The sequence below is a fragment of the Reyranella sp. genome, assembly GCF_965279465.1.
In the GTDB taxonomy this organism is placed as follows: Bacteria; Pseudomonadota; Alphaproteobacteria; order Reyranellales; family Reyranellaceae; genus Reyranella.
In genome coordinates this window covers 7517296-7532079 of the sequence record NZ_OZ257242.1, presented here as the reverse complement: position 1 = coordinate 7532079, position 14784 = coordinate 7517296, and the positions used below count along the sequence as shown (strand labels likewise).

Sequence of the window (14784 nt, the reverse complement as noted above, 5' to 3'; positions counted from 1 at the left end):
ATGAAGGCAATGGTCCTGAGTACGCCCCGCACGCCCCTGGTGCTCGAGATGCGTCCCGATCCTGCGCCTGGGCCGGGCGAGATCTTGGTCCGCGTCGAAGCCTGCGCCGTGTGCCGGACCGATCTCCATGTCGTGGACGGCGAGCTGCCCGAACCGCACCTTCCTCTGGTTCCCGGGCACGAGATTGTCGGGATCGTGGAAGATGCCGCTGCCGGCGTGCCTTCCGGGCTGCTTGGTCGGCGGGTGGGCATTCCCTGGCTGGGGCATACGTGCGGATGCTGCGGCTACTGCCGCTCGGGTGACGAGAATCTATGCGATCATCCGCTATTCACGGGCTATACGCGCGATGGCGGCTTTGCCACGCACGTCGTCGCCGACGCAGCCTTTGCCTTCCCGCTCGATCGCGACGCCGATCCGGTCGCGACGGCCCCACTCATGTGTGCCGGCCTGATTGCCTGGCGCTGCCTCAGGAAGGCGGGGGATGGCCGGCGTATCGGCCTCTACGGGTTCGGCGCGGCGGCCCACATCCTGGCCCAGGTCTGTCGGTGGCAAGGCCGGGAGGTCTATGCCTTCACGAGCCCCGGCGACAGGGCAGCACAGGCTCACGCCCGGTCGCTCGGCGCGCGCTGGGCCGGCGGCTCGGACGAAGCCCCGCCGGAGCTGCTCGATGCCGCCATCATCTTCGCGCCGGTCGGGCCGCTGGTTCCACAAGCGCTCAAGGCTGTCCGCAAGGCGGGCAGGGTGGTCTGCGGCGGTATCCATATGAGCGACATCCCTTCGTTTCCGTATCGCATCCTGTGGGAGGAACGCCAGGTCCTCTCGGTCGCCAACCTCACGCGCCAGGATGCGGTCGAATTCCTTGGCATCGCGCGGGCCGCAAAGCTGCGCACGAGCACGACGGTCTACGCGCTCGAGCGCGCCAATGAGGCTCTCGCCGATCTGCGGCAGGGCCGCATCCAGGGAGCCGCCGTTCTGGTGCCGTGAGACGGTGGATTGACCTGTCTCAAACCGAGTTGCCGCTCTCCGGAATAGGTTAGCCCATCGCTGGCGCGCTGCTGCGATGGGAGTTTGTAGATGGATGGTCCGCAACGCGTTCGCACGGATACTGCTCCTGAGCAGGTTGGCGAGATCATCGCCCCGCCAGCGGCGCAAACCGATGCTTCGCCGGCTGGACTACCCATGGTGCTGCCGACGGCGGCGCCGCGGTCGCGCAGGCGGAGGATGGCGCTGGCGCTGACAGTCTTGGCGCTCGCTGCGGCTGCAGCCGGCGGCAGCTATTGGTGGACTCACCGCCTGCCCGCACTGCCGCCGGGCTTCGCCTTTGGCAACGGACGGATCGAGGCCGATCCGATCGACATCGCCACCAAGTTCGCCGGCCGCATCGCCGAGCTCAAGGCCGACGAAGGCGACATGGTGACCGCCGGCCAAGCGCTCGCCGTCATGGACACGCGCGACCTTTCACACTCCCTCAAGAAGGCGCAGGCGGAGGTGGATCTGCAGCAGAAATCGATTTCCGGTGCCGAGGCCGCCCTCGAGCAAATCCGCACCCAGCGCGTTTTTGCAGAGCAGCAGATCGAGCGCACGCAAACGCTGCTAAAAAATGGCTGGACCACCCAGGAAGTATTCGACCAGCGCCGCCAGCAACTGGATTCGGCGCGCGCTGCGGAGCGCGTCTCCAGTTCGCGGATCAACCAGCTCACGAGCTCCCTGCAGGCGGCGCTGCACGACGTCGAGCTGCTCAAGGTGAACATTGCCGACAATACGCTGGTGGCGCCGCGAGACGGGCGCATCCAGTACCGCATGGCCAACGTCGGCGAGGTCCTGCCGGCCGGCGGCAAGGTCTTCACCCTGCTCGACCTCGGCTATCTCTACATGGACATCTACCTGCCGAGCCTCGTCGTCGGCCGCCTCAAGGTCGGCGACGAGGCCCGCATCGTGCTCGACGCCTATCCGCAGGCTCCGATCGGCGCGAAGGTGACGTTCGTTTCGCCCCAGGCGCAATTCACGCCCAAGATGGTCGAGACCCAGACCGAGCGCGACAAGTTGATGTTCCGGGTCCGCGTTCGCGTCGATGCCGAGCAGTTGCGCAGCCGGCCGGCGCAGGCTCCGAGCGGGCTGCCGGGCCTTGCCTACGTGCGCTTCGACCCGGCGGCCGCCTGGCCCGCGGCGCTTCAGGGAACGCCCTAGCATGGACGCTCCCGGTGTCGTGGTGCGCATCGACGGCCTGCGACACCGCTTCGGGCGATTGGTGGCGCTGGACGGGATCAGCCTCACCATCCCGACCGGCACCATCGTCGGTCTGATCGGGCCGGATGGCGTGGGCAAGTCGACCTTGCTCGGCCTGATCGCCGGCGCCAAGCGCTGCCAGGGCGGCATGCTGGAGGTGCTGGGCGGCAGCATGCGCTCGAGCCGGCATCGGCGCGCGATATGCGCGCGGATCGCCTACATGCCGCAAGGGCTGGGCAAGAACCTCTATCCCGACCTCAGCGTCGAGGAGAACATCGACTTCTTCGGCCGGCTGTTCGGTCACGGCCGGGCGGAGCGCAAGCGGCGCATCCGCGAGCTCCTGGCGGCGACCGGCTTGACGGCCTTCGCCAGCCGGCCAGCGGGAAAGCTTTCGGGCGGGATGCGGCAGAAGCTCGGCTTGTGCTGCTCGCTGGTCCACGATCCGGATCTTCTCATCCTCGACGAACCGACGACCGGCGTCGATCCGCTGTCGCGTCGGCAGTTCTGGGAGCTCATCGATCGCATCCGTGCACGCCGCCCGCAAATGAGCGTGATCGTGGCCACCGCCTACATGGAGGAGGCCGAGCGCTTCGGCTGGCTGGTCGCGATGAACGCCGGCGCCATCCTCGCGACCGGAACGCCGGCCACGCTGAAGGAGAGGGCGGGCGTCGACACGATCGAGGACGCGTTCGTTGCATTGCTGCCCGACGGACGCGGCCGCCGCGGGCGGCGACCACAGAAACCGCCGCGTGCCGGAAACGACCGCGAGATCGTCATCGCAGCCCGCGGCCTGACCTGCCGGTTCGGCGATTTCACCGCGGTCGACCATGTCAGCTTCGACATCGAGCGCGGCGAGATATTCGGCTTCGTCGGCTCCAACGGCTGCGGCAAGACGACAACGATGAAGATGCTGACCGGCCTGCTGCCGGCGAGCGAGGGCACGGCGACGCTGTTCGGCAAGCCGCTCGCGGCCGACGGCATGGAGTCGCGCATGCGCGTCGGCTACATGTCGCAGTCCTTCTCGCTCTATACCGAGCTGACGGTGCGGCAGAACCTCGACCTGCATGCGCGGCTCTTCCACCTGCCGGCGGCGAAGGCCCGGGCGCGGGTTGCCGATCTGGTCCAGCAATTCCGCCTCGCCGACCACGTCGACCAGCTCGCGTCCGACATCCCGCTCGGCATCCGCCAGCGCCTGTCGCTGGCAGTTGCCGTCGTCCACCAGCCCGACCTGCTGATCCTCGACGAACCGACGTCCGGGGTCGATCCGCTGGCGCGCGACCTCTTCTGGCAGCTGCTGATCGACCTGTCGCGCGAAGCAGGCGTCACGATCTTCGTGTCGACGCACTTCATGAACGAGGCGGCGCGTTGCGACCGGATTGCCTTGATGGATGCCGGGCGTGTGCTCATGACCGGAACGCCGCAGGCGATCACGCAGGCGCGCGGCGCGGTATCCCTCGACGACGCCTTCGTATCGTTTCTCGAGGAGGCAAAGGGCGCCGGTGCCGCCGGCGATTTGGCTGAGCCCCCAGCCGGAATGCCGGCCAGAATACCGACCAGCCCGGTCAGGGCCCGTCGGGAGGATCTCTTCAGCCTGCGCCGCCTGCTGGCCTATGCGGTCCGGGAATCGCTCGAGCTGATGCGCGATCCGATCCGGCTCGCTTTTGCCCTCGGCGGCACCGCCTTCCTGATGCTGATCTTCGGCTTCGGCATCACCACCGACGTCAACTCGCTGTCGTTCGCGGCGCTCGACCGCGACAATTCCTTCGAAAGCCGCGCCTATCTCGGCGAGCTTCGCGGCTCGCCCTATTTCGCCGAGCAGCCGCCGCTCGCGGACGCGAGGGATCTCCAGGACCGGCTGAAGCGGGGTGAGGTCATGGCGACGATCGAGATACCGCCGGGTTTCGGTCGCGATCTCAGGCGCGGCCGGCCGGCCCAGGTCGGCGTCTGGATCGACGGCGCGATGCCCTTTCGCGCCGAGACGATCCGCGGCTATCTCGAGGGTGCCCATGCGCAGTTCCTGAGCGACGCCGCGATCCGCGGCCATGGCGGCGCCGTCGTGACCGCGCCGCTGGCCGATGTCTCGCTGCGCTTCCGCTACAACCAGGATTTCGACAGCATCTATGCCATGGTGCCGGCGCAGTTTGCGCTGCAGCTCGCGCTCATTCCGGCGATCCTGATGGCGCTGGCGATCGTGCGCGAGAAGGAGCTCGGCTCGATCGTCAATCTCTACGTCACCCCGGTGACACGGCTCGAGTTCCTGCTCGGGAAGCAGATTCCCTACGTCGCGGTCGCCATGGTGAATTTCGCCATCATGTTCCTGATGTCCATCTTCGTCTTCGACGTTCCCATCAAGGGAAGCTTCCTCGCCCTGCTGATCGGCGCCTTCGTCTATGTCCTGGCGACCACCGCCTACGGACGGTTGATCTCCGCCTTCACGAGCACACAGATCGCCGCGCTGTTCGGCACGGCCATCATGACCGTCCTGCCCGCCACGATGTTCGCCGGCATGATGACGCCGGTCTCCTCGCTGACCGGGTTCGCTGCACTGCTCGGGCGATTCTTCCCGATGACCTACTTCCTGCCCATCAGCGTGGGCACCTTCACCAAGGGCCTGGGACTCGGTGATCTTTCCGGCCACCTGCTGGCGCTCGCCGCCTTCGTTCCGGCGCTGACCCTGCTCAGCCTGCTGCTGATGCGGCCGCAGGAGAAGTGACGGTGGCACGGTCGGTCTCGACGATCTTCTGGCTGGCGGCCAAGGAGGTGCGCAGCTTCTTTCGCGACGGGGTGCTGATCGGGCTGGTGATTTATTCCTTTTCGCTCGCGATAATCGCGCAGGCTCAAGGCAATTCCCAGGAACTGCACAACGCCTCGCTGGGGGTCGTCGACGAGGATCGATCCGACCTGTCGCGTCGCATCGCCGGCGCGTTCCTGGCGCCGTACTTCAAGCCGGCGGAGCCGATCCGGCAGCGTGATGTCGACCGGCTGATGAATACCGGGCGCTATACCTTTGTGCTCGACATCCCGCCGCATTTCGAACGTGACGTGCTGGCTGGCCGCGTGCCGACCCTCCAGGTGCTGGTCGATGCCACGGCGATGGTCCAGGCCGGCATCGGTGCAAGTTATGCCCGGCAGATCATCGAAACCGAGATTTCCGGTTTCGTTGCCCGGTTTCATGATCGGCGACCGCCCGCGGCCGATCTCGCAGTGCGCATCGCCTTCAACCCCAACGTCACGACGGGCTGGTTCACCAGCATCATGGGCGTGGTGAACAACGTGACCATGCTGGCGATCATCCTGGCTGGAGCCGCGGTGGTGCGCGAGCGCGAGCATGGGACGATGGATCATCTCCTCGTGATGCCCGTCACGCCCTTCGAGATTGCGGTATCGAAGGTCCTCGGCAATGCCCTGGTGATCACCGTGGCGGTCGGCCTGTCGCTGACCCTGGTGGTGCGGCAGCTGCTCGGCATCCCGATCGCGGGCTCGGTGCCGCTCTTCGTGGCCGGCGTGGCGGTTTATCTCTTCTTCGCCATGTCGGTCGGCATCTTCCTGGCGACCATCGCGCGGACCATGCCGCAGCTCGGGCTGCTGTACATGCTGGTCGCCATTCCGCTCAATTTGCTGTCCGGTGCGAACACGCCGCTCGAAAGCATGCCATACGTGCTGCGCATGGTGATGGAGGCCTCACCCTCGACGCATTTCGTCTCGTTCGCCCAAGCCATCCTCTACCGGGGCGCGGGGTTCGACATCGTCTGGTCTCAATTCGTCAGGGTGGCGCTGATGGGGGCGCTGTTCCTTGGGCTCGGGCTCGTTCGCTATCGCAAGGTCATGGGCCAATCGTGACGGGACCCAGCTTCGCCATGCGTGGCAAAGCGGTGGTAGGCCCGGCAGGATTCGAACCTGCGACATAACCGTTATGAGCGGCTCGTTCTAACCGCTGAACTACGGGCCCCCGCCTCGCGGCCCGCTGTCATACATCATTCGGCGGGCACGAACATATAGCCGACGCCGCGCACGGTGCGAATGACCGTCGGCTTTTCGGGCAGCGGCTCGATCTTGCGCCGGATGCGGGTGATGCGCAGGTCGATCGCCCGGTCGAAGGGGTCGCGGGTACGGTGGCTGGTGGTCTCCAGCAGCCAGTCGCGGCTCAGCGGCCGGTTGGGGTTCTCGGCGAAGATCTTGAGGATGTCGAACTCGGCGGCCGTCACCGGGATGTCCTTGCCGGCGTCGTCGTGCAGCGCCCGTTTGGCGAGATCGAGCATGTGGTGGCCCATGCGCACCCTTTCGATGCGCGAGGGCGTGGTCTTGTTGACCGAGCGACGCAGCACGCTCTTGCAGCGGGCGAGCAACTCGCGCGGCTCATAGGGCTTGGCGACATAATCATCGGCGCCGCTGTCCAGTCCGAGCACCTTGTCGACCGAATTGCCCGCCGCCGTCAGCATGATGATGCCGACCCGCGCACTGTTTTCGCGCAGCCAGCGGGCGAGGGCGAAGCCGTCATCCTGCCCGGGGAGCTGGACGTCGAGCAGGGCGAGATCGGGCATCGCGCGCGAGACCTGATGGCGCATCTGCGCGCCATTCTCGACCGCGATGACCTTGAGATCGTGATTCATGAGGTAGGTCTCGGCCGCCTTCCGTTGGAATGCGTCATCCTCAACCAGAAGAACCGAAGGCTGCTGCATGGCCAGAATTCACCTGTAAATGCCTTCCATTGGTAACAATTTACCTAGTTCACACAATAATTTATAGGGCTTTCTTGATATTCTTGATACGATGCTACCGGTTCTTCGCGCATCTTCAATCGCATGTCGGGTTCAATTCATTCCGGACGATAGCTCGCCATTGCCGCTCGTCGTTGGATCTTCCATAGCCGCTCCTCCGCGCGAGGTCGCCGATCCGGCACGGCTGGACGCCTTCGTCCGCGCCGAGCTCATCCGCCGCTTGTTCAAGAGCTCGAAGCAGGCGCGCTATTTCTCGTTCGTGCTGTGGCCGGTGATCGGCGCAATCTACTGGCGGCAGATCGATCTGACCGAACTGGCGCCGCCGTTCGTCGCGCATCTGGCGGTGACGGTCGGCTTCGACGTCCTGCGCCGCAAGTTCGCCCGTGCAGATCCTCCGGATAGCGAGGTCATCCGGTGGGGGCGGTGGTTCGCCGTCCTGTCGTTCCTCGCGGGCGCCTGCTGGGGCGCGGCGGGCTTCATGCTCGCTGCGAAGGAGTACGAGCTGCAACGCATGCTGCTCGCCCTCGTGCTGCTGGCCACCATCACCACCGCGGTGCCGATCCGCTCGGTGCATCCGCCGACCTTCTACGCCTTCGCCGCGGCGACGACCGCGCCGCTCCTGGTCGTATTGCTCCTTTCGGCCGATCCCTTCTACCAGCTGGTCGGGTTCGCGGGCGGCGCCTATGTCGGCCATCTCATGACCCATGTGCGCGACGTTCACCGCTGGCAGTACGACAACATCGCGCTCGCTTGCCAAAGGGAGGAACTCGCTCGCCGCCTGCAGCTCGCCTACGATGAAGAGCGGGAGGCGCGCGCCGCCGCGACGGCTGCCCAGCGCGAGGCCGAACAGGCCAACCAGGCGAAGTCGACTTTCCTCGCCATGGTCAGCCACGAGATCCGGACGCCGATGAACGGCGTGCTGGGCATGGTCGACATCCTGGGCCATACGCCGCTCTCGCCCGAGCAGCAGGAATCGCTCGGTACCATCCGCTATTCCGCGGCGACGCTACTGCGCATCATCGATGATATCCTGAACTTCTCGAAGATCGAGGCCGGCCGGCTCGACCTCGAGCACCTCGCGCTTTCGACCGTCGATCTGATCGAGGGCGTAGCGGAAGCGCTGGCGCCGCATGCGATTGCCAAGGGCATCCGGCTCGCGGCTTATGTGGCGCCTGAGGTGCCGGAGCAGGTGAAAGGAGATCTGCTGCGGCTGCGGCAAATTCTTTTCAATTTGCTGGGCAATGCATTGAAATTCACCGAAGTTGGCGTTGTCAAGTTATCGCTGGAGCGGGCCGCGGGCGGTGCGCTTTGCATTAAGGTCGAGGACACCGGCATCGGCCTGACCGAGGGGCAGCGCGAGCGACTATTCGAGCCTTTCGTGCAGGCCGACAGCACCACCACGCGCCGCTTTGGCGGCAGCGGCCTGGGCCTGTCGATCGTGCGCCGCCTGGCCGAAGCCATGGGCGGCAGCGTCGCGGCCGAGAGCGTGCCGGGCGTCGGCTCGATCTTCAGCGTCACTTTGCCCCTCGAACCTGTCGAGCCTGCCGTGGTGTTACGACGCCCGCTGAGGAATCTCGCGCTGGTGCTGTCGCTGCCCGACGCCGACGAGGCGCGCGCGATCGGCCGTTACCTGGAGGACGCCGGCGCCACCGTGGTGCTCGCACCGGCGGAAGGCTTCGTCGGCATGCGCGTCGCGGGCAGCGATGGCCCAGGCCACGTGCCGATGCTCGACGTCACCGCGACGCCGGGCTCAGCCGGCGGCCTGCCGCGGCCCTGGCGGCGCGAGGTGCTGATCCAGGCCGCGACGCGCGCCGCCGGCAGGACGCGGCCGACCCCTGCCGCCGCGCAGACCCTTCATAAGCCAGCACGGTTCGGCGGGCGTGTGCTGGTCGTCGATGACAATTCGGTCAACCGCCGCGTGCTCGCCCGTCAGGTCGAGCTGGCGGGCGCCTCGACCGATACGGCAGCGGGTGGCGCGGAAGCGCTCGAGCTCGTGCGGCGCGGTTCCTACGACCTCGTTCTCGCCGACCTGCAAATGCCGGGGATGGACGGTTTTGAGCTGGCCCGCCGCATCCGGCGCCGCGAGAACGATGAGCGGTTGGCGCGGACGCCGATCCTCGCCGTGACTGCGAGCGCCTTCGAGGACGAGGAAGCGCGCGCCCACGCGGCCGGCATGGACGGGCTGATCGCCAAGCCGGTCGGCATCGAACGGCTGCGCGCGATCCTGGATGCCTGGCTGAAGGACGTCCGCGCGGAGCAGGCGGCGTGAGCGCGGCCTACGACCGGGACAGGCTGGTCGAGCTGTTCGGTGACGATCCCGAAACTCTGGCCGAGATCGAGCGCGAGTTCTTCGACACGGCACAGAATGCGGCGCGCGAGATCGCCGGGACTGACGATCTCGCGACCATTGCCCGCGCTGCGCATCGGCTGAAGGGCGCCTCGGGGATGGTCGGCGCGGTGCCGCTGCACCAGATCGCCGAAGCCGTCGAGCGTGCTGCCAAGACGCATGACCTGCTCAGCGTGCGCCGTATGCAGGAACAGTTCCACCGCGAGATCCTTCACGTGGCAGAGCAGGCCGCCCTTCTGGCGGAAGGGGCGCACGTGCGGTGAAACGACATCCGAACACCGGAAATCATTGCCGAACGCGGCTCGGATTACCATCCGGTGAACTTCACGGCAGCGACGAGGGCGGCGATGATGACGATGACCCCCGCCCGGCGCGGAAAGTCCGGAACGTACAGCAGGCAAAGTTCCGCAATCACCATAACGGCGAAGGCCACAGCCCACGCAGCGGTGATCACATAGTTGACCCGAAGGAATTCAGGCGTGTTCCAGGAAGCCTCGGGCACACTTTCGCGAGCGTACTGAAGGGTGAAGGGGCGACGGAGAGCCATCGAACCCAGAACGATCACGAGGAGGCCCGCATCGACGCACAGGCGCACGCCGATGACCGACCAGGTGGGGGCACCGAACAAGGCATAAATCGCGAGACCCGTGAACAGCACGGCCGTTCCAATCTCGAGGGCTTTTGGACTTCTGCCCGGCGTGAACCGGTCGCGAACCAATAGAACCATCGAGACGACAGCACCGGCAACAAGTCCCTCGACCGAGCCCGCCAGCCGATCGACGATCGCAAACGCGATGAACGGAGCGAACGCCAGGAGCATCCCCATGCAGCACCTCGGTAGTCGTGCCCAAATTCGGCAATAGCGCCGGTTCTCTACGCTCGTGGTCGAGATTGTGCCACCGCGGCCGAACCCTGGGTGTAATTTGCCGCGAGCGCGCAAAAGCCGAGCACGGCGGCTACCACCCAATGCCGATGTCTCGGTGCGTCTCGGCCGCGCCGCTACGCTTTCGGCCGCAGGAAGATCGTCGCCGAATAGGACAGCAGCGGCTTGCCGTCCTGCTCGAGCAGCCCGCGCAGGAAGGCAAGGTTGCGACCATGGCGCGGCACCTCGACCCGGGTGACCAGCGGCACGGTGGAGGAGCCGGCGGCGAGGAACTCGGCGGCGAACGACACCGTGCTCGGCGCCATGCCGGTGACGACGCCCGCCGCGCGTGTCACGGCCGAGTCGGCGAAGCTCATCATGTAGCCGCCATGCAGCGCACCGCCCGAATTGCACATGCGTGGCAGAGTGGGCTGGATCATCGTCACACCGTCGACTTCCTTGCGCGCATAGGACGGTCCGATGTGGCGCGAATAGACGCTGGCATTGGTCAGCGGCTCGAAGCCCTCGGGTACGGTCTGTGCCGGCGCGACGCTGCTTGTTGGCGCAGCCGCGTCCTTGCGGCCCATGACCTTGGCGCGCGCGACGTGGCGCACGACGCCCGACCACAGCGCCACCGCCTTGCCTTGCTGGGTGATGCTGCCGCGCGCGAAGGCGAGCCGGCCGGTGACCTGCAAGGGTTCGCCGGTCGCCTCGAGCGGCACGCCGATGCGGCCCGCGCTCAGGAACTCGACGGCGATGCTCACCGTCATCGCGAAGGAGGTGTTGGTGCCGCCGTCGGCGGCGCGGCCGGCCACCAGGCAGAGCGCGTAGTCGGCGAAGGTCAGGATCGCGCCGCCATGCACGCCGCCGGCATAGTTGCCGTGGCGCGGCTCGGTCGGCAGGACGCAATGCACCGTGCCGGCCTTCGACGCATCGCCATGGATGCGGAAGTAGAACGGGCCGGTATGGTCCTCGAACGGGTCGGGCGGGGTGAAGACGGCGTAGCGGGCGAGGTCGATGGAATCGGGCATGTCCATGCTCTAATAGAAGAACGCGCGAGAAGTAAGAAGCACCACGGAGCGAAACGACATGGCGACGCCCATCCACAAGGTCGACATTTCCTGGGATCGTCGTCCCGGAGGCACGGTGGCGCATGTCGTGTACGACAATGCGCGCAAGCTGAATGCGGTCAATCCGCCGGCGCTGCTCGACCTGACCGAGGCGTTCCTCGGTTTGGCGCGCGAGGAGGATCTGCGCTGCGTCGTGTTCTCCGGCGCGGGCGGACGGTCTTTCATCGGCGGCGCCGACATCAACCACATGACGACGATGAGGCAGCCCGAGGACGGGCGGCGCTTCCTCACCCAGATCCACAAGCTCTGCCAGGCGATCCGCGACGTGCCGGTGCCGGTGATCTGCAAGGCCGAGGGCTACACCCTGGGCGCCGGGCTCGAGGTCGCGGTGTCGTGCGACATCCGCATCGCCGCCGACAATGCCGTGTTCGGCATGCCGGAGGTGAAGGTCGGCCTGCCGTCGGTCGTCGAGGCGGCGCTGCTGCCGCGCCTGATCGGCTGGGGCCGGACCTCGTGGCTGCTGCTCACCGCGGAGAATATCGACGCTGCGACGGCGGATCGCTGGGGCCTGGTCGAGCAGGTCGTGCCGGCGGCGACGCTGGACGAAGCGATCGAGCGCTGCGTCGCGTCCATGGTCGAGGCGACTCCCAAGGCGATGCGGGTGCAGAAGCGGCTGATGCGGCGCTGGGAGCGGCTGTCGATCGACGAGGGCATCCAGGCCGGCATCGATGCCATGGCCGAGTCGGTGGCCGATGGCGAGCACCTCGAGCGCATGACGGCGTTCGTCAACCGCAAGAAAAAGGGGTGAGCATGACCCGCACTGTCCGCATCGGCTGTCACTCGGGATTCTGGGGCGACACCGAGACCGCCGCCGCGCAGCTCGTGCGACACGGCAATGTCGATTACTTGGTGAGCGACTATCTCGCCGAAGTCACCATGTCGATCATGGCCGCGCAGAAACTTCGCAACCCGCAGGCGGGTTATGCGACCGACTTCGTGACCGCCGTGATGGGGCCGCTCGCGAAGGAGATCGCCGACAGGAGGATCAAGGTCGTCACCAATGCCGGCGGCGTCAATCCGCAGGCCTGCCGCGACGCGGTGCTGAAGGCATGTGAGGCGGCGGGCGTGACGCTCAAGGTCGCGGTCGTGCTCGGCGACGACCTGCAGCCGCGGATCGAAGAGCTGCGTAAGCTCGACATCCGGGAGATGGATACCGGCGCGGCGCTGCCGGCGCGGATCGCCAGCATGAACGCCTATCTCGGCGGCTTCCCGATCGCCCGGGCGCTGGCGGAGGGCGCCGACGTGGTGATCACCGGGCGGGTCGTCGATTCGGCGGTCACCTTGGGCGCTCTGATCCACGAGTTCGGCTGGAGCATGGACGACCATGACCGGCTGGCGGCCGGCACGTTGTGCGGCCACATCATCGAATGCGGCGCGCAGTGCAACGGCGGCAACTTCACCGATTGGCGGCTGGTGCCGGACTACGACAACATCGGTTTCCCCGTGGCCGAGGTCGAGGACGATGGCGCATTCGTGCTCGGCAAACCCGACAACACCGGCGGGCTGATCACGCCGGCGACGGTGGCCGAGCAGATGCTCTACGAGATCGGCGATCCGCGCGCCTACATCGTGCCCGACGTGGTCTGCGATTTTACGCAGGCGCGCTACGAGCAGGTCGCCAAAGACAAGGTGCGCGTCTCGGGCGCGAAGGGGCGCCCGGCGTCGGATACCTACAAGGTGTCGACGACGTTTCCCGACGGCTACAAGCTCTCGACGATCTTCATGCTCGGCGGACGCGAGGCCGTGGCCAAGGGCCGGCACAGCGCCGAGATGATCCTCAAGAAGACGCGCCGCCTGTTCGCCGAGAAGGGCTGGGCCGACTATCGCGACGTCAGCCTCGAGGTGATTGGTGGCGAGGCGACCTACGGGCCGCACGCGCGCACCGGGGACAGCCGCGAGGTCGTGGTCAAGATCGCGGCCAAGCACGATCAGAAGGAAGCGCTGGCGCTGCTCGGTCGCGAGATCGCGCCGATGTCGACCGGCGGCGTTGTCGGGATGACCGGCAGCTTCGGCGCCGGCCGCGTCTCGCCGACGCCGGTGATCCGCATGTTCTCCTGCCTCGTGCCGAAGAGCCAGGTGCCGGTGACCATCGACCTCGACGGTCGCCAGATCCCGATGCAGGAAGGCGCGCGCGCCGGCGGCTTCACGGCGGCGCAGTTGCCGGTCGAAGCGCCGGCGGCCGCGCCGCTGCCGGCAACGCTCAGCGAGACGGTGCCGCTGATTGCGCTCGCCTACGGTCGCTCCGGCGACAAGGGGGATAACGCGAACATCGGCATCTTCGCGCGCAGGCCGGAATTTGTGCCGATCCTCGACTCGGAGATGACGGAGGAGGCGGTGGCGAACTACTTCGCCCATCGCATCCACGGCAAGGTGACGCGCTGGCGCCTGCCCGGCATCGGCGGCTTCAACTTCCTGCTGCGCCAGGCGCTGGGCGGCGGCGGCATGGCCTCGCTCAAGGCCGATCCGCTGGCCAAGGCCTTCGCACAAATGTTGCTCGACATGCCGGTGCGTGTTCCGTCAGATGTCGCGAGGTCGCTGGCCGCCTGACGCGGCGGGAGGTCGCGCGTGGCATTCAAGGATCTGCTCCTCGTGCTCAGGAGCTTTCCCACGCCGACGCTGGACGCAACCATCGAGCAATGCGTCGACCTGGCCGCTGCATGGGGCGCTCGTATCTCGGCCGTCGCCTGCGGGATCGTTCCGCGGGGCTCGACGAATGTCCTGCGGCATGTGCTGATCGACATTTCCGCAGTGTTGGGCCGAGCAGAGCAATATCAGTAGCGCCGACGCCGAGGCGATGCTGCGGAATTTCCGCGCTGCCGCCACCAAGCAAAGCGTCTTTGGCACGACGATCTTCGAGAAGGGCGAGCTGGCTGATGTCTCCGGCATCGTGGTCGATCAGGCCCGCTTGCGCGACTTGGCGATCCTGCCGGTTCCCGGTGAATATTATCTCTCGGCTCACGACCTGCACTTCTACGCCGAAGCGCTGGTGTTCGATTCGGGACGCCCGACCCTGGTCCTGCCCCAGGCACGCAAAGCCGCCGCCGCCAGCGCCTTTGAAGCCGTCGTGCTGGCGTGGGACGGCTCGCGGCCATCGACGCGGGCGATTGCCGACGCTCTTCCCACCCTGCGCCGGGCGAAGGCCACGCACATCCTCACCGTGGCCAACCGCAAGACGCTCGCCGCGACACGCACGGCGCCGGCGCTCGCTGCGCATCTGGCGACGCACGGCGTCGAGGCGGTCGTGGCCAGCGTCGCCTCAGCCGGACGCACGATTGAGGTCGTGTTCGCGGACTACGCCGCGTCGTGCGGCGCCGGTCTCATCGTCATGGGCGCATTCGGTCAGTCGCGGCTGCGCGATTTCATCCTGGGCGGCGCCACGCAGCGGCTGCTCGCCGCGCCGCCGACGGCACTCTTTCTGTCGCACTGAACGAGACCTGCTTCTGAATCGAGCCGACGGGTTTCTGCGCAGGCTCGCGTTACCGCCGAAGTCCATCGGAAACC

Annotated in this window: 13 protein-coding genes and 1 tRNA gene; 10 read left to right on the top strand and 4 right to left on the bottom strand. The window is 66.9% G+C overall.

The features are described from left to right. The 4 genes from ACQY8M_RS36780 (at position 1) to ACQY8M_RS36765 (ending at position 6066) form a co-directional block, all read left to right on the top strand. Positions 1-984, top strand: a complete 984-nt coding sequence (locus ACQY8M_RS36780) for a zinc-dependent alcohol dehydrogenase family protein (RefSeq protein ID WP_428667244.1) — start codon at positions 1-3, stop codon at positions 982-984. A gap of 195 nt (positions 985-1179) precedes the next feature. Further along, a complete protein-coding gene (locus tag ACQY8M_RS36775) occupies positions 1180-2187 on the top strand; it encodes an HlyD family secretion protein (protein WP_428667242.1) in 1008 nt (335 codons plus the stop codon). Position 2188: 1 nt separating this feature from the next. Next, positions 2189-4939 (top strand): ribosome-associated ATPase/putative transporter RbbA, encoded by a 2751-nt coding sequence (gene rbbA, locus ACQY8M_RS36770; protein ID WP_428667240.1) that lies wholly within the window; start codon positions 2189-2191, stop codon positions 4937-4939. 2 nt (positions 4940-4941) lie between these two features. After that, positions 4942-6066 carry an ABC transporter permease gene (locus ACQY8M_RS36765; protein WP_428667238.1) on the top strand — a complete coding sequence of 375 codons (1125 nt, stop codon included), beginning with the start codon at positions 4942-4944 and terminating at the stop codon, positions 6064-6066. 33 nt (positions 6067-6099) lie between these two features. Here ACQY8M_RS36765 and ACQY8M_RS36760 read toward each other — a convergent pair. Next, positions 6100-6175 (bottom strand) — tRNA-Ile (locus ACQY8M_RS36760). 25 nt (positions 6176-6200) lie between these two features. Then, complete coding sequence (locus ACQY8M_RS36755; RefSeq protein ID WP_428667236.1) at positions 6201-6836, bottom strand: winged helix-turn-helix domain-containing protein; 636 nt, start codon at positions 6834-6836, stop codon at positions 6201-6203. Between the two features lie 229 nt (positions 6837-7065). On the opposite strand from ACQY8M_RS36755, the gene ACQY8M_RS36750 reads away from it, so the two are divergent. Both ACQY8M_RS36750 and ACQY8M_RS36745 read left to right on the top strand, forming a co-directional pair. Further along, entirely contained in the window at positions 7066-9213 is a 2148-nt protein-coding gene (locus ACQY8M_RS36750) for an ATP-binding protein (protein ID WP_428667234.1), read from the top strand. Continuing rightward, positions 9210-9554, top strand: coding sequence for an Hpt domain-containing protein (locus ACQY8M_RS36745; RefSeq protein WP_428667232.1), 345 nt, complete (start codon positions 9210-9212; stop codon positions 9552-9554). The genes ACQY8M_RS36750 and ACQY8M_RS36745 overlap by 4 nt, the downstream gene beginning before the upstream one ends. A 44-nt stretch (positions 9555-9598) precedes the next feature. Here ACQY8M_RS36745 and ACQY8M_RS36740 read toward each other — a convergent pair whose 3' ends face one another. Both ACQY8M_RS36740 and ACQY8M_RS36735 read right to left on the bottom strand, forming a co-directional pair. Then, entirely contained in the window at positions 9599-10117 is a 519-nt protein-coding gene (locus ACQY8M_RS36740; protein WP_428667230.1) for a hypothetical protein, read from the bottom strand. A 173-nt stretch (positions 10118-10290) separates the two neighbouring features. Then, complete coding sequence (locus ACQY8M_RS36735) at positions 10291-11184, bottom strand: PaaI family thioesterase (protein ID WP_428667228.1); 894 nt, start codon at positions 11182-11184, stop codon at positions 10291-10293. 58 nt (positions 11185-11242) lie between these two features. Here ACQY8M_RS36735 and ACQY8M_RS36730 point away from each other — a divergent pair, with 58 nt between their 5' ends. Genes ACQY8M_RS36730 through ACQY8M_RS36715 form a run of 4 tightly spaced genes read left to right on the top strand, consistent with a single transcriptional unit; the run spans position 11243 to position 14710 of the window. After that, on the top strand, positions 11243-12031 hold the full coding sequence (locus ACQY8M_RS36730; protein WP_428667226.1) for an enoyl-CoA hydratase: 789 nt from the start codon (positions 11243-11245) through the stop codon (positions 12029-12031). A 2-nt stretch (positions 12032-12033) separates the two neighbouring features. Further along, positions 12034-13830 carry an acyclic terpene utilization AtuA family protein gene (locus ACQY8M_RS36725; RefSeq protein WP_428667224.1) on the top strand — a complete coding sequence of 599 codons (1797 nt, stop codon included), beginning with the start codon at positions 12034-12036 and terminating at the stop codon, positions 13828-13830. A gap of 18 nt (positions 13831-13848) precedes the next feature. Beyond that, complete coding sequence (locus tag ACQY8M_RS36720; protein WP_428667222.1) at positions 13849-14061, top strand: hypothetical protein; 213 nt, start codon at positions 13849-13851, stop codon at positions 14059-14061. A gap of 16 nt (positions 14062-14077) precedes the next feature. Then, positions 14078-14710: a universal stress protein gene (locus tag ACQY8M_RS36715; RefSeq protein ID WP_428667220.1), complete on the top strand. Its 633-nt coding sequence runs from the start codon at positions 14078-14080 to the stop codon at positions 14708-14710. Positions 14711-14784 lie beyond the last annotated feature (74 nt).

Excerpts from the sequence above, each read along its gene's own strand:
- ACQY8M_RS36775 (WP_428667242.1), top strand. The coding sequence starts at position 1,180 with ATGGTGCTGCCGACGGCGGCGCCGCGGTCGCGCAGGCGGAGGATGGCG.
- ACQY8M_RS36735 (WP_428667228.1), bottom strand. The coding sequence starts at position 11,184 with ATGCCCGATTCCATCGACCTCGCCCGCTACGCCGTCTTCACCCCGCCC.
- ACQY8M_RS36755 (WP_428667236.1), bottom strand. The coding sequence starts at position 6,836 with ATGAATCACGATCTCAAGGTCATCGCGGTCGAGAATGGCGCGCAGATG.
- ACQY8M_RS36725 (WP_428667224.1), top strand. The coding sequence starts at position 12,034 with ATGACCCGCACTGTCCGCATCGGCTGTCACTCGGGATTCTGGGGCGAC.
- ACQY8M_RS36715 (WP_428667220.1), top strand. The coding sequence starts at position 14,078 with ATGCTGCGGAATTTCCGCGCTGCCGCCACCAAGCAAAGCGTCTTTGGC.
- ACQY8M_RS36780 (WP_428667244.1), top strand. The coding sequence starts at position 1 with ATGAAGGCAATGGTCCTGAGTACGCCCCGCACGCCCCTGGTGCTCGAG.
- ACQY8M_RS36740 (WP_428667230.1), bottom strand. The coding sequence starts at position 10,117 with ATGGGGATGCTCCTGGCGTTCGCTCCGTTCATCGCGTTTGCGATCGTC.
- rbbA (WP_428667240.1), top strand. The coding sequence starts at position 2,189 with ATGGACGCTCCCGGTGTCGTGGTGCGCATCGACGGCCTGCGACACCGC.
- ACQY8M_RS36730 (WP_428667226.1), top strand. The coding sequence starts at position 11,243 with ATGGCGACGCCCATCCACAAGGTCGACATTTCCTGGGATCGTCGTCCC.